Origin of the sequence: Streptomyces sp. NPDC090021 (genome assembly GCF_044748225.1) — a bacterium.
Lineage (GTDB): Bacteria > Actinomycetota > Actinomycetes > Streptomycetales > Streptomycetaceae > Streptomyces.
The window spans coordinates 28496-42522 of the sequence record NZ_JBIVFO010000056.1 but is presented as its reverse complement, the minus strand read 5'-3'; the positions used below and the strand labels follow the sequence as shown (position 1 = coordinate 42522).

General features: G+C 72.5%; 14 protein-coding genes. 5 read left to right on the top strand and 9 right to left on the bottom strand.

All coding sequences use genetic code 11. The annotated features are described in order from the left end of the window. Positions 1–89 precede the first annotated feature (89 nt). On the bottom strand, positions 90–881 hold the full coding sequence (locus tag ACIPXC_RS31985; RefSeq protein WP_401625100.1) for a metal-dependent hydrolase: 792 nt from the start codon (positions 879–881) through the stop codon (positions 90–92). A gap of 142 nt (positions 882–1023) precedes the next feature. Between ACIPXC_RS31985 and ACIPXC_RS31980 the strand changes: the two genes are divergently transcribed. Genes ACIPXC_RS31980 through ACIPXC_RS31970 form a run of 3 tightly spaced genes read left to right on the top strand, consistent with a single transcriptional unit; the run spans position 1024 to position 4932 of the window. Beyond that, on the top strand, positions 1024–3546 hold the full coding sequence (locus tag ACIPXC_RS31980) for a DEAD/DEAH box helicase (protein ID WP_401625097.1): 2523 nt from the start codon (positions 1024–1026) through the stop codon (positions 3544–3546). A 52-nt stretch (positions 3547–3598) separates the two neighbouring features. Next, entirely contained in the window at positions 3599–4522 is a 924-nt protein-coding gene (locus ACIPXC_RS31975) for an acyl-CoA thioesterase (RefSeq protein ID WP_401625094.1), read from the top strand. 8 nt (positions 4523–4530) lie between these two features. Beyond that, the gene (locus tag ACIPXC_RS31970; RefSeq protein WP_401625091.1) at positions 4531–4932 is read left to right on the top strand and encodes a YchJ family protein; all 402 of its coding nucleotides are present in this window, start codon (positions 4531–4533) and stop codon (positions 4930–4932) included. Here the strand turns inward: ACIPXC_RS31970 and ACIPXC_RS31965 are convergent. Then, positions 4896–5762 (bottom strand): DUF6397 family protein, encoded by an 867-nt coding sequence (locus ACIPXC_RS31965; RefSeq protein WP_401625088.1) that lies wholly within the window; start codon positions 5760–5762, stop codon positions 4896–4898. The two genes, ACIPXC_RS31970 and ACIPXC_RS31965, sit on opposite strands and share 37 nt — an antisense overlap. Positions 5763–5888: 126 nt before the next feature. After that, entirely contained in the window at positions 5889–6287 is a 399-nt protein-coding gene (locus ACIPXC_RS31960; protein ID WP_030657457.1) for a roadblock/LC7 domain-containing protein, read from the bottom strand. 106 nt (positions 6288–6393) lie between these two features. Between ACIPXC_RS31960 and ACIPXC_RS31955 the strand changes: the two genes are divergently transcribed. Beyond that, positions 6394–6831 carry a PPOX class F420-dependent oxidoreductase gene (locus tag ACIPXC_RS31955; RefSeq protein ID WP_401625085.1) on the top strand — a complete coding sequence of 146 codons (438 nt, stop codon included), beginning with the start codon at positions 6394–6396 and terminating at the stop codon, positions 6829–6831. Positions 6832–6951: 120 nt separating this feature from the next. Here the strand turns inward: ACIPXC_RS31955 and ACIPXC_RS31950 are convergent, their stop codons facing one another. From ACIPXC_RS31950 to ACIPXC_RS31930, 5 genes are all read right to left on the bottom strand, one after another. Then, the gene (locus ACIPXC_RS31950; RefSeq protein ID WP_401625082.1) at positions 6952–7623 is read right to left on the bottom strand and encodes a GTP-binding protein; all 672 of its coding nucleotides are present in this window, start codon (positions 7621–7623) and stop codon (positions 6952–6954) included. Then, positions 7623–8006 carry a DUF742 domain-containing protein gene (locus tag ACIPXC_RS31945; RefSeq protein ID WP_401625079.1) on the bottom strand — a complete coding sequence of 128 codons (384 nt, stop codon included), beginning with the start codon at positions 8004–8006 and terminating at the stop codon, positions 7623–7625. The genes ACIPXC_RS31950 and ACIPXC_RS31945 overlap by 1 nt, the downstream gene beginning before the upstream one ends. A gap of 17 nt (positions 8007–8023) precedes the next feature. After that, complete coding sequence (locus ACIPXC_RS31940; RefSeq protein WP_401625076.1) at positions 8024–8467, bottom strand: roadblock/LC7 domain-containing protein; 444 nt, start codon at positions 8465–8467, stop codon at positions 8024–8026. Further along, positions 8467–11256, bottom strand: coding sequence for a nitrate- and nitrite sensing domain-containing protein (locus tag ACIPXC_RS31935; protein WP_401625073.1), 2790 nt, complete (start codon positions 11254–11256; stop codon positions 8467–8469). Before ACIPXC_RS31935 ends, ACIPXC_RS31940 begins: the two co-directional genes overlap by 1 nt. Positions 11257–11415: 159 nt before the next feature. Continuing rightward, positions 11416–12195: an MHYT domain-containing protein gene (locus ACIPXC_RS31930; RefSeq protein ID WP_401625106.1), complete on the bottom strand. Its 780-nt coding sequence runs from the start codon at positions 12193–12195 to the stop codon at positions 11416–11418. A gap of 177 nt (positions 12196–12372) precedes the next feature. Here ACIPXC_RS31930 and ACIPXC_RS31925 point away from each other — a divergent pair, with 177 nt between their 5' ends. Then, entirely contained in the window at positions 12373–12972 is a 600-nt protein-coding gene (locus tag ACIPXC_RS31925; RefSeq protein ID WP_401625070.1) for a class I SAM-dependent methyltransferase, read from the top strand. 101 nt (positions 12973–13073) lie between these two features. Here the strand turns inward: ACIPXC_RS31925 and ACIPXC_RS31920 are convergent, their stop codons facing one another. Further along, positions 13074–13988 carry an oxygenase MpaB family protein gene (locus tag ACIPXC_RS31920; protein WP_401625067.1) on the bottom strand — a complete coding sequence of 305 codons (915 nt, stop codon included), beginning with the start codon at positions 13986–13988 and terminating at the stop codon, positions 13074–13076. Positions 13989–14027 lie beyond the last annotated feature (39 nt).

Below are 14027 nucleotides of genomic sequence, written 5' to 3'. Positions count from 1 at the left end.
GCTACAGACCCTCCTCGCGACATGGACCGGCGCCTGCCCCACGTGCCACCGCGGCACACCCACACCAGCCCCAACCTGACCAAGCCCTACTAGATGAAGCCCAGGGCGGAGGCGCCGCCGAAGCCGCCCAGCAGGATGAACACCGGCATGAGGACCTTCAGCTCCACCCAGCTGCCGGCGCGGAAGCGCATGGCCTTCGGCGGGCCGATCGGGTACCAGCGCTTCCCTGCGATCGGCAGGGGCCACAGGACCGGGCAGCCGGAGACCGTCAGCGCGTCGCCGATGTCGTGGACCAGGGCTCCGAGCACGATGGGCAGGCCCAGCCAGAGGTATTCCTGCCCGGGTTCGGTGAACAGCCAGTTCGCACCGTTGCCGGGCTGGTCGAGGACCCCCGCCATGATCCATGCGCTGGTCGCGCCGAGCAGCCAGACCAGGACGTCGCTGGACATCCGGGCGGCCCGCCACAGGAGCCCCTCGACCGCGAGCACCAGGTGCACGAAGAGCAGGGCGAGCACGCCCCAGCGGTCGGCGGTGACGGCGAGCGCGGAGGCTCCGCCCCCGATCAGCACGGCCCAGAGCCAGGTGTGCGTCAGGGTGCGGTGGCCGCCGGAGCGGCGGGGGTCCTTCGTGGAGCGGGTGGCCTTGTAGACGGCGTAGGAGATCTTGTCGACCACCTCGCACAGCCCTTTGGACAGCGGACCGAAGGCGCGGGAGATCGTCGCCGACTTGTGGTCGAGGTCCGGGGCGAGGGCGGCGCCGGCGCAGATCAGTGCGCCGACGACGAGGACAGGCCAGGGCATGGGGTGGCCGGCGGCCGCAGTGGCCGCGCCCACCCCCAGCCAGGCCGCCGCCCCGGACAATGAGTGCGCCGGACCCATCATGGTCGTTCCCCGCCCCGCTGGTGTGTGTCGGGCCCTGTCGACCGGTTCGTTCGGGCCACATCGACGGCACAGCGTACAGCCGGTGATCTTCCTCCCGTCCTCCGGTTCCCTGATCCGGGGGGAAGCCAGGCAAGATGGGGGCGTGACCCTCATTGATCAGCTCCCGCCGACCGCCGACCCCGACGCCCTCTTCGAGGCTTTCTCCTCGTGGGCCGAGGAGCAGGGCATCACTCTGTACCCGGCTCAGGAGGAGGCGCTGATCGAGGTCGTCTCCGGGGCGAACGTGATCCTGTCCACCCCGACCGGCTCCGGCAAGAGCCTGGTCGCGGCCGGTGCGCACTTCACCGCCCTGGCCCAGGACAAGGTGACCTTCTACACCGCCCCGATCAAGGCGCTGGTGTCGGAGAAGTTCTTCGACCTGTGCAAGCTCTTCGGCACCGAGAACGTCGGCATGCTGACCGGTGACGCCTCGGTGAACGCCGATGCCCCGGTGATCTGTTGCACCGCCGAGGTGCTGGCATCCATCGCACTGCGCGACGGCAAGCACGCCGACATCGGCCAGGTCGTGATGGACGAGTTCCATTTCTATGCCGAGCCGGACCGCGGCTGGGCCTGGCAGATTCCGCTGCTGGAGCTGCCTCAGGCGCAGTTCGTCCTGATGTCGGCGACCCTCGGCGACGTGAAGCGGTTCGAGGACGACCTGACCCGGCGCACCGGCCGGCCCACGTCGGTGGTCCGCTCCGCGACGCGTCCCGTCCCGCTGTCGTACGAGTACGTCACCACGCCGATCACCGACACGATCACGGAGCTGCTGGAGACCAGGCAGGCCCCCGTCTACATCGTGCACTTCACACAGGCCCAGGCGGTCGAGCGGGCGCAGTCGCTCATGAGCATCAACATGTGCACGCGCGAGGAGAAGGACAAGATCCAGGAGCTGATCGGCAACTTCCGCTTCACCACCAAGTTCGGCCAGAACCTCTCGCGGTACGTACGGCACGGCATCGGCGTGCACCACGCCGGCATGCTGCCCAAGTACCGGCGCCTGGTGGAGAAGCTCGCGCAGGCCGGTCTGCTGAAGGTCATCTGCGGCACGGACACGCTCGGGGTCGGCGTCAACGTCCCCATCCGCACCGTGCTGTTCACCGCGCTCACCAAGTACGACGGCAACCGGGTCCGTACGCTGCGCGCCCGCGAGTTCCACCAGATCGCCGGACGGGCCGGCCGGGCCGGCTTCGACACGGCGGGCTTCGTGGTCGCCCAGGCGCCCGAGCACGTCATCGAGAACGAGAAGGCGCTCGCCAAGGCGGGCGACGACCCGAAGAAGCGCCGCAAGGTGGTCCGCAAGAAGGCCCCCGAGGGCTTCGTCGCCTGGTCGGACACCACCTTCGAGAAGCTGATCGCCGCCGACCCGGAACCGCTGACCTCGCGCTTCAAGGTCACCAACATCATGCTGCTGTCGGTGATCGCCCGGCCCGGCGACGCCTTCCAGGCGATGCGCTCCCTGCTGGAGGACAACCACGAGCCGCGCAAGGCCCAGCTGCGGCACATCCGGCGAGCCATCGCGATCTACCGCTCGCTGCTGGACGGCGGCGTGGTGGAGAAGCTCGACGCCCCGGACACCGAGGGCCGCACCATCCGGCTCACCGTCGACCTCCAGCAGGACTTCGCGCTCAACCAGCCGCTGTCCACCTTCGCGCTGGCCTCCTTCGACCTGCTGGACCCGGAGTCCCCCTCGTACGCGCTGGACATGGTGTCCGTCGTGGAGTCCACCCTCGACGACCCGCGCCAGATCCTTGCCGCCCAGCAGAACAAGGAGCGCGGGATCGCGGTCGGCCAGATGAAGGCCGACGGGATCGAGTACGAGGAGCGGATGGAGCGGCTCCAGGACGTCACCTATCCCAAGCCTCTGGAAGAGCTCCTCTCCCACGCCTACGACGTGTACGCCAAGAGCCACCCCTGGGTGCGCGACCACCCCGTCTCCCCGAAGTCGATCATCCGCGACATGTACGAACGCGCGATGACCTTCACTGAGTTCACCTCCTTCTACGAGCTGGCCCGCACCGAGGGCATCGTGCTGCGCTACCTCGCGAGCGCGTTCAAGGCGCTGGACCACACCATCCCCGACGACCTCAAGTCCGAGGACCTCGAGGACCTGATCGCCTGGCTGGGCGAGCTGGTCCGCCAGGTCGACTCCAGCCTGCTCGACGAGTGGGAGCAGTTGGCGAACCCGGAGGTGGAGACGGCGGAGCAGGCCCAGGAGAAGGCCGACCAGGTCAAGCCGGTCACCGCGAACGCGCGCGCCTTCCGTGTCCTGGTCCGCAACGCCATGTTCCGCCGGGTGGAGCTGGCCGCCCTCGACAACGTCGACATGCTGGGCGAGCTCGACGCCGAGTCGGGCTGGGACGCCGACGCCTGGGGCGAGGCCATGGACGCGTACTGGGACGAGTACGACGACCTGGGCACCGGCCCCGACGCCCGCGGCCCGAAGCTCCTCCGGATCGAGGAGGACGCGGCGCACGGTCTGTGGCGCGTCCGCCAGACCTTCGCCGACCCGAACGGCGACCATGGCTGGGGCATCAGCGCCGAGGTCGACCTGGCCGCGTCCGACGAGGAGGGCCGGGCGGTCGTCCGCGTCACCTCGGTCGGCGAACTCGGCGCCCTGTGACCTGATCCGGCAGGCCGCCGGACCGCCCGGACCCGACAGTGGAGATCCTCTGATGACGAACCCCGCCGAGAGACTGGTCGATCTGCTCGATCTGGAGCAGATCGAGGTCAACATCTTCCGCGGCGCCAGCCCGCAGGAGTCCCTCCAGCGCGTCTTCGGCGGCCAGGTCGCCGGCCAGGCGCTGGTGGCCGCGGGCCGCACCGTCGGGAGCGACCGTCCGGTCCACTCGCTGCACTCGTACTTCCTGCGCCCCGGCAGCCCCGGGGTGCCGATCGTGTACCAGGTGGAGCGGGTGCGCGACGGGCGGTCCTTCACCACGCGCCGGGTCACCGCGGTCCAGCAGGGCAAGACGATCTTCAATCTCACCGCCTCCTTCCATCATCCGGAGGAAGGCAGCATCGAGCACCAGCTGCCTCCTCACCACGTCCCCCATACCGACACGCTCCCCAAGGTCGCGGACGAGATCCGCGAGCACCTCGGGGCGCTGCCGGAGGCACTGGAGCGGATGGCCCGCCGCCAGCCCTTCGACATCCGCTACGTGAACCGGCTCCGCTGGACCCCCGAGGAGCTCAAGGGCGCCGATCCGCGCAGCGCGGTGTGGATGCGAGCGGTCGGCCCCCTGGGCGACGACCCGCTCGTGCACACCTGCGCCCTCACCTACGCCAGTGACATGACCCTCCTCGATGCCGTGCGCATCCCCGTGGAGCCCTTGTGGGGCATGCGCGGTTTCGACATGGCCTCGCTCGACCACGCCATGTGGTTCCACCGGCCGTTCCGGGCCGACGAGTGGTTCCTGTACGACCAGGAGTCGCCCATCGCGCACGGGGGCCGGGGCCTGGCCCGGGGCCGCATCTACGACCTGGAGGGCAGACTGCTGGTCTCCGTGGTCCAGGAGGGACTCTTCCGCCCGTACCACGCCCAGCAGCCGAGCCCGGACCAGCCGGGCCGGTCGTCCGATCCCGCACCGAAGAACTGAGCAGACCGATGCCCACCCCCGCCCTGCCGTGCCCCTGCGGGCTGCCCGCCGCCTATCCGGAGTGCTGCGGCCGCTTCCACTCCGGTGACCGGCAGGCACCCACCGCCGAACTGCTGATGCGCTCCCGCTTCAGCGCCTTCGCGGTAGGTGACGCCGCCTACCTGCTGCGCTCCTGGCACTCCTCGACGCGCCCGGCCGCCCTCGACCTGGATCCCGGGCAGCGCTGGGAGCGGCTGGAGATCCTCGCGACGGAGCGCGGCGGGATGTTCGAGACGGAGGGCTCGGTGGAGTTCCGCGCGCACTACCGGGAGGGCCGGCACACCGGCTCACTGCGCGAGCACAGCGCCTTCTCCCGCGAGGAGGGGGCCTGGGTCTACATCGGGCCTCTCTCCCCGGTCGACTTCGACTGACCACGGGCCCCGGTCAGGGCGAACTCCAGGCTGCTGCGGTACCAGTGGACCTCGTCGGGCGGCCCGGCCCGCAGCAGCCCCTCCGCCACCGCGGCGGCTGCGGGAACCTGCGGATGCCCGTACGGCGGGGGCGGGGCCAGCGCGGCCAGGACAATCCGCTCCGCCGGATCGGGCACGGCCTCGCGCAGCTCGTCCTCGGGAAGCACGCCTGCCAGCACGGCCGCTCGGGCCCATGGGTCGGCGGTCCGTCTCAGCAGGAGTCCCACATGCCGCCCGCGCCAGGTGCGCGGGCGCAGGTCCCCCTTGGCCTCCAGCAGGTCCCGGTCCTGGGCGGACGCCCTCCCGCGCAGCAGGTCCGGCTGCCGGTCGGCGAACTCCCTGAGCTCCACGGTCAGATAGAGCCACACGACGGCGCGGTAGCGATTGATCCGGTAGCCGACGGGGATGAAGTGCCCGCAGCGCGCGAGCCGGGTGAACCGGCTCGGGCCGATCCCCAGCACCTCGGCCGCCGCCTGCGCCCCGGCCACGGTCTCGACCCGGCGGCGCAGCGCGTCCGGCGGGCCTTCGGCCGCGGCCCGCACCCGCGCCAGCTCCGCCCGTGCGAAGCGTGCGGCCCCGCCGGTCGTCGGCGGCCCGGCCCGCACGATCCCCAGCTGGACGGCCCTGGCCAACTCGCCGCGCGTCAGCCCCAGTTCCCCTGCGGCCTGCGCACTGCCCACGAGCGGCTGCGCGGCACGGTCGGCACAGTCGGTACGGTCGCCGCGGGCGGCCGCCGGGTCCTCCTCGCGCACGGCCCGGTCCTGCGGCGGTGCGGTCACCATGTACGTCATCACGATCCTCCCCCACGAGCAATGATTACTCTGCGTGAAGACCGTAACGTGCTGCGACGACACCCCGCGAGGCCTGTGGAAAACTCCACGCGCCCGCCGAGAGCCGCCGCCGGATCCGCCGCCGGCTCAGCCGCCGGTGATGCGGCGCTCCGCGACTCCCAGGTGCTCGCCCACCCTGTTGACCAGCAGCGTCATCTCGTAGGCGACCTGACCGATGTCCGCCTCGGCCGCGCTCAGCACGCACAAGGAGCTGCCCGCGCCGGCCGCCATGACGAAGAGCGCCCCGTCGTCGTACTCGACCATCGTCTGCCGGACCTCACCGGCCCTGAAGTGCCGTCCCGAACCCTTCGCCAGACTCTGCAGCCCCGCCGCGACGGCCGCCAGGTGCTCCGCGTCCTCCCGCGGCAGCCCCGCGCTCGCCCCTGTCACCAGACCGTCATTGGACAGGACCACCGCGTGCCGCACTTGCGGGACCCTGCGCGTCAGGTCGTCCAGCAGCCAGTCCAGTTGCTTGTCCAGTGCCATTCCAGGCCCCTCCCCGTCGACGCGGCCCGTTCGGCCGCGCCCCACCCCGCGTACTCGTGCCGCAAGCCTTCCCCACCAGCGCCTTTCCGGCAAGGAGGATGTACCCATGGCGAAGAAGATGACTCAAGAGGAATGGCGGGCATTCGTCTCCCGTTCCACCCGCACCGGAAAGCTCTGCACCGTCCGCGAGGACGGAAGTCCGCACGTCGCGCCCATCTGGTTCGTGCTCGACGGGGACTCCTTCGTCTTCAACACCGGGAAGGACACCGTCAAGGGACGCAATCTGGCCAGGGACGGCCGCGTCGCGCTGTGCGTGGACGACGACCGGCCGCCGTTCTCCTACGTGGTCCTCCAGGGCCGCGCGGAGATCAGCGGACACGCCGACGACGTGGACGGGATGCTCGCCTGGGCGACGCGTATCGCCGCCCGCTACATGGGCGAGGAGGAGGCCGAGGCGTACGGCCGCCGCAACGCCGTGCCGGGCGAACTCCTGGTCCGTGTCCCGATCGACAAGGTGATCGCCGTCGCCGGGGTCGCCGACTGATCCACCCACCGGGCCGGGCCGGGCCGGTCCGCACGCGCCCGCCGGGCGCACCCGGTCCACCCGGTCCGCCCGGTCCACCTGATTCGCCGGGTCGGCCAGGTCCACGCCGAGTACCCCGGCTCACCCGGAACCGGCCTGCGGCCCCACCGAATCCAGCAGCCGGGCGGTGTGCACCCGCCCGGCGTACTCGACCAGCCTGATCAGCACTTCCTTGCCCGAGTCCTTGTCGCGTGCATCGCACAGCACCACCGGAGTGCCCTGCTCCAGATCCAGTGCGCGCGACACGTCGTGCGCGCCGTAGCGCCGTGCCTCCGTGAAGCAGTTGACGGCGACGACGAAGGGGATGCGCCGGTGCTCGAAGTAGTCGACCGCCGGGAAGCAGTCCTCCAGCCGCCGTGTGTCGGCGAGCACCACCGCACCGAGCGTCCCCTGCGACAGCTCGTCCCACAGGAACCAGAACCGGTCCTGCCCCGGGGTGCCGAACAGATAGAGGGACAGCCCGGACCGGATGGTGATCCGCCCGAAGTCCATGGCCACGGTCGTGGTCGTCTTCTGGTCCACGCCCCCCGTGTCGTCGACCAGTTCACCCGCCTCGCTCAGCTGCTCCTCCGTGCGCAGCGGCCGGATCTCGCTCACCGCACCGACCAGCGTGGTCTTGCCCACCCCGAAGCCGCCCGCCACGAGGATCTTCAGCGCGAGGGCGGCCGGTTCACCGTCCTCCCCCACCGATCCCGGATCCGTGTCCAGGGCTTCTCCGGGCGATCCGGAGGTCCGGTTGTCGTGGTGTTCCATCAAAGCGCTCTCAATCCCTCGATGACTTCACGCAGAATCCGTACGTCGGGCAGTTGGGCGGGGGGTACCGGACGGCTGACCCTGACGTGCCCGCCCTCCAGCAGGTCCCCGAGGAGTACCCGTACGACTCCCACGGGCAGATCGGCGTCGGCGGCGAGTTCCGCCACCGACTGGGTCTCGGACCGGCAGAGCCCCAGCAGTGCCCGGTGTTCGGGGCCGAGCAGCGACTCGGCCGCCTCGTCCGCGCCGCCCTCCGGATCCACCGCGACCAGGGCGATCAGGTCGAAGCGGACCCCGTGCGGCCCCGGCTTCGTACGCCCTCCGGTCATGGCGTACGGGCGTACGAGCGGACCTGCTTCGGCGTCGTACCACTGGCCGTTCATGGGGCGGACCGCCGCCCTCAGCCTGCGGCCGGCGGCCGCGCCGCGAACCGGGTCGGGGTGTAGAGGTGTTCGCCGACCCGCTTCACCAGCCGGGCCATCTCGTAGGCGATCAGTCCGATGTCGGCGCCGGCGGTGCTGAGCACGGCCAGGCAGGAGCCGTCTCCGGCCGCAGCGACGAAGAGGAAACCCTCGTCCATCTCGACCAACGTCTGACGGACGCCCCCGGCGTGGAAATGCCTGCCTGCGCCCTTGGCCAGGCTGTGGAAGCCGGAGGCCACCGCTGCCAGGTGCTCGGCGTCCTCCCGGCTGAGCGCGCTGGAGGCGCCGACCGCCAGACCGTCGTTGGAGAGGACCACGGCGTGCCGGACCTCGATGACCCGGTGCACCAGGTCGTCCAGGAGCCAGTCGAGTTCACCCGCCCAGCGGATGCCGTCGTGGCCGATCCTCTGGTGTTCGATCATCACACGTCTCCTTCGCTGCCTGCGTGGGGGGAGTTCTCCTCGGCGCCGCGGACCCATCCGGCCCGGTAGGCCGCCATCCGGTCCCGGGCCTGTTCCGGGCTACGCCCCGGCGGGTCCTCGGGCAGCCGGACGCCGGCGGGCTCCTGGAGGGTGGGGGCCTCGCGGAGCTGAGGGACCAGGCTGGCCTGGCGCACCCGGCGCGGGAGTTCCGTCACGGAGTCCGAGGAGTCCGAGGAGGCCGAGGGGCCCGCGGAGGCCGAGGAGGGGCCCGCGGAGGCCGCGGGGCCCGCGGAGGCCGAGGAGGGGCCCGCGGAGGCCGCGGGGCCCGACGATGCCGCGGACAGCGCGGACGGCGCGGCGGCCTGTGTACGGGCGCCCGCGCCGCCCGTGGGGCGCGGCCGCAGCGGCGCCACCGGTGCCGGGCGCTGGTCCTCGGCCGCGTCGGCGGCCGCGCCGCTACGGACCGGGGCGCCGGGCCCGCCGTCCCGCACGAGGGCCGGGCCGCGCGCGTCGTCCCGTACGGCGATCACGCCGGGGGGCCGGTTCGCCGCCGCTGCCGGGTCCCGCGAGTGGCCGGGGGACGAGGCCCTGGACGGGGCCGTCCGCGGGGCGGCGGCCTGCTCCTCCCGGTGCCCGCGGCCCGGAACGGCACCTGCATCGACGTCGACATGGGTACTGGCGCCGGCACCGGCCGGGCTTGCGGCCGGTGCCCCGGCTCCGACGGCGCCCTGGAGCAGGGAGTGGGCCAGGAGCACCACGGCGGTGGTGCCGCCGTAGGGCGAGGTGCGCAGGTGCACCTTGATTCCGTGCCGGGCGGCGAGGCGGCTGACGACGAAGAGGCCGAGCCGGTCGCTGTCGAAGAGGTCGAGGTCCTCGGACTGCTCGATGCGCCGGTTGGCATCGCTCAGGGCTTCGCGGCCCATGCCCAGGCCGCGGTCCTCGACCTCCAGGACGTAACCGGTGCCGACCGGTTCACCGCTGACCCGGACCTTGGTGTGCGGGGGCGAGAACTGGGCGGCGTTCTCGATGAGTTCGGCGAGCAGGTGGGTGAGGTCGGCGACGGCTCCGCCGACCACCGCGGCCTCGGCGAGCCGACGGACCTCGATGCGCGGGTAGTCCTCGATCTCCGAGACGGCGGCCCGGACCACGTCGGTCAGGGGGACGGGCATCCGCCAGGCCCGGCCGGGGGCCGCACCCGAGAGGATGATCAGGCTCTCGGCGTGCCGGCGCATCCGGGTCGTGAGGTGGTCGAGGCGGAAGAGGTCGCCCAGCTCGTTCGGGTCGTCGGCACGCCGCTCCATCGAGTCGAGCAGCGTGAGCTGCTTGTGCACGAGGACCTGACTGCGGCGGGCGAGGTTGACGAAGACTCCGGAGACCCCGCTGGCGAGTTCCGCCCGTTCGACGGCGGCGCTGAGCGCGGCCCGGTGGACCGTGCCCAGGGCCTCACCGACCTGGGTGATCTCGTCGTCCGCGGGCGGACCGGGCGGGGTCTCGGCGACGACGTCGATCTCCTCGCCGGCACGCAGCCGGTCCATCGCGTCCGGGAGTTTACGGTGGGCGATCTCCAGGGCGGTGTTGCGCAGTGAGACGAGCTCGACGACCAGGACCCGGCCGATCCGGACGGAGATGACGAGGGAGGCGGCGACGGCCGCCAGGCCCAGCAGCACGGCGGCGCCCGCAGGGCTGAACGCCCCCTCAGAGACGGGGTCGGCCCGGTCCGCGGCCGCCGTGCGGGCGGCCTCCGCGATCTCCCGCATCGAGGTGCTGATGCCGCTGTGGGCGGTCTCCCACCCGGCGGGTGCCCCGCGGCCGTCCCGGGAGGTGCCGGCGGCCAGCGCCCGGTCCTCGGCACCGGTGAGGTCGGCGTAGGCGGAGCTCTTGGCTACGGACTGCCAGGCGTCCTGCTGGGCGGCCGGCAGGTCCCGCGCCGCGCTCTCGGTGAGCGCGCGGCGGGACTCGATGGTGCCGGTCAGCTGCCGAAGCGTTTCGGCGCTACGCTGCCCCGGCAGTGCGAGCAGGGCGTCCTCTCGTGACAGCAGCTCCGCGGCGCGGGCGAATTCGAGCAGGATCCGGGCGTCGGGGCCGAGTTCGGCGTTCTCACCCCCGGTCAGGGAGCCGCCCACGGCGAAAGCGGCGTCGACCACCCGGGTGTAGATGGCGAAGGCAGCCTCGGGGGTGGCCCGGCGGTCGGTGATGTCCTTGCGGGCCGAGCCCAGCTCCTCTGCGGCGACGACGAACGCGTCGAGGCGGACCACGATGTCCGAGCGGTAGTCGCCGGAGTCGGCGACGGTGTGGCGGTCGCCGAGCCGCAGGGCGCGGACCGCGGTCTCGGTGCGGCGGGCCTGCTGGTCCAGGGTGCCCGGGTCGGCGGCGGGGTCGGCCAGGAGGCGGACGGCCGCCCGCCGTTCGGCCTGGAGTTCGGCGACGGCGGCTGCGACGGGGACGCGTATCTCGGAGTCGACCTGCTGGATCCGGCCCAGCCGGGCTATGTCCTGAGCGGTGTTGACGGTGGCGAAGGCCCAGAGCGCGAGGAGCGAGACGACCGGGACCATCAGCAGGGAGACGATCTTCGCTCGGACGGTGGCGGGGCGCAGCCGGGTCCGGGGACCTCGCCGGGGCGGGACGGCCGGCCGGGGCGTGCGGCCGTCGTCGGCCCGGCCCGGCTGCTGCCGCGCCGGGTCCTCCGCCGGTTCCTCGGCCGGTGGCCCGGCATGGGCCCGGCGGCCGCGTGCCGGGGGCGCGGGCAGCCGCGGCGCCGCTGCTTCCGGTCTTCTGCGGGGTGTGCGCATGGGCTCCTCGTTCCGGGCGCTGCCTACGGGTGCGGTCGGCCGGCGGGTCGTACCGCCGGTCTGCGGTCTGCGGTCTGCGGTCTGCGGTCTGCGGTCTGCGGTCTGCGGTCTGCGGTCTGCGGTCTGCGGAGGGTCGCGGGGGCGCGGGGGGCTCGGCCGTCAGCGGGCGGCCGCGGTGCGTTCCCCCAGATGCCGGGCGGAGGCGGAGGCGGCGCGCTCGTCGGCCGTCGGGGAGAGCGCGACGAAGGCGGCGGTGATGAACAGGTAGGAGCCCAGTCCGACGGCGAGCGGGAAGATGAACTGCATCGCGGTGGCCCCGGACAGGGCCGCGTCCGAGGGGCTGACGCTGACGGCGACGGCCATCATCCCCGTGTAGTGCATGCTGCTGACGGCCGCGCCCATGACGAGCGAGGCCGCCGCCACGGCCACGGGCGACTTGATGTTGAGCGCGGCCCAGAGGGCGGCGGTGGCCGCGACCACGGCGATGGCGACGGAGAGGCCTACGACGAGCGGGTCGTAGGAGACCTCGCCGTGCAGGCGCAGGGCCGCCATGCCCAGGTAGTGCATGCTGGCGACACCGAGTCCGGTGGTGAGGCCGCCCAGTACGAGGGAACGGCCGCGGGCGCTGCCGTAGCCGACGGCGAAGACACCGGCGCCGACGACCAGCACGGCGACGAGCAGGCTCAGGATGGTGAGCGGCACGTTGTAGCGGATCTCGGTACCGGTGACCTCGAAGCCGAGCATCGCGACGAAGTGCATGGTCCAGATGCCGGTGCCGATGGCGGAGGCCGCCGTGAGGAGCCAATTGCGGCGGACGGCTCCGGTCGCGGCGAGTGCGCGGACCGTGCAGCGCAGCCCGAGGGCGGCGCCGATCGATGCCATCACATATGACAGCACGGGTGTCAGCCAGCCGTAGGCGGCATGGTCCAGATGTCCCAGGTGTCCCATGGCCACCGGACGCTAGTCCGGGTGAGGGCGCGAACAGGGGGCGCATTTCGAAAGCAGCTGGAAGTGCTGGAATATGACAGAGCTACGTTCACCTTCGATCACCCCAGGCGCCACCTTGCGCACGGCCCGCGGACACCCGGACGCGCAGTCGTGGGGGATCATGGGCCCATGAGCGAAGACCACACGCACGTGCAGGAGTTCTTCGGGGCGCGGGCAGCCGACTGGGACCGTAAGTTCCCGGAGGACGGGCCCGCCTTCGCCACCGCCGTGGCGGAGTGCGGGCTGCGGCCCGGGGACCGGGTGCTCGACGCGGGCTGCGGCACCGGGCGCGCCCTGGGCGCGCTGCGGGCGGCCGTCGGGCCCACGGGGACCGTGCTCGGCGTGGACCTCACCCCGCAGATGCTGGCCGCCGCTCAACGGGCCGGGCGCGCCGCCGAGGGCGCGCTGCTGATCGCCGACGTGGCCCGGCTGCCGCTGCGCGACCAGGCGCTGGACGCGGTGTTCGCCGCCGGGCTCATCGCCCACCTGCCCGATCCCCCGGCGAACCTGCACGAGTTGTGGCGTGTGGTCCGCCCGGGTGGCCGGCTCGCGCTCTTCCACCCGATCGGGCGGGCGGCGCTCGCCGCGCGCCAGGGCCGCGAGCTGACCCCGCAGGACCTGCGGGCCGAGCACAACCTCGGCCCGCTGCTGGCCGCCGCGGGCTGGGAGATGACCTCGTACGCGGACGAGGAGCACCGCTTCCTGGCACTGGCAGCGCGCCGTCCTTGACCTGAGCGCCCCCGCACACGCTGCCGGGCAGCACGCCCGCCCGGAACGCCGGAACGCCGGTACGTCGGCACCGCACCCGGCGCCCGCGCAGGTGGCCGGGATCAGGCCGGGGGCTGGGCCTCGGCTCCGGCGGGCCGGCGGGGATGGGGCACGGGGCAGCCGCCCGAGCCGGGCACGGGGAACGTGCCGAGCTCACCCACGTCGTAGCCACCGGGGTAGCCCTTGATCTCCGGGTTCTGGCGGGCGTAGTGCGGGGTCCGGCGCGGGGGCAGCAGCCGGACCGCACGGCCCCGCAGCCTCAGCGCACCCTGCACCAGCTTCCGGACCCCGGCGCGCGGGGCCTCGAACCGGAAGGCGTCGATCAGTGAGTCGTCGAGCAGGGCGACGCCCCCGCGGCGCACGGCGGGTGCGAGCGGCGCCGGGTACCAGGAGGCCATCAGGTCGAGGGTGGCGTCGGCGACCGAGCGGGCGCCCTTGTCCCAGCCGAAGTGGGCCGCTTCGTAGGCGTCGAGGGTGGCTTCGAACTCCTCGTAGGAGCCCGGGATGTCCGTGATGCCCATGTGCCGGCCGAGCGTGGCGTAGTAGTTGGAGCTCGCCCGGCGCTCGTGGTGGGTCATGGGACGCCAGCCGTAGGCATCCAGCCAGCGCGCCGGAATCACCACGAACGTGCACAGGACGTAGCGCATGTCGTCGTTGGAGATGTCGTAGCTGCGGTGCATCTGGTTGACGCGGCGGATCGCCGTGCGCGCGGTGTCGCTGTCGAAGCCGTGCTCGACGACCGCGTCGAGGAGCAGTGCGGTGTCGTCGTAGCGCTTCTGGGTGCGCTCGGTGAACTCGGCGGTCTCGGCCAGCAGGCCGCCGATGCTGGGGACGGCGTATGTCCGGAACAGCGCGAGCTCCAGGGCGCGGGCGAAGTCCCAGGGGAACTCGTAGGTGGTGGTGAGCCGGTAGATGGCGAGGAAGTCCTCGTCGGGGTCGAGCCGGAGGATCTCCTTCAGCCGGTCGTAACGCTGCACCGGGTGTCCCTTTCTGTGGCGGGTCCCCAACTCTACGTG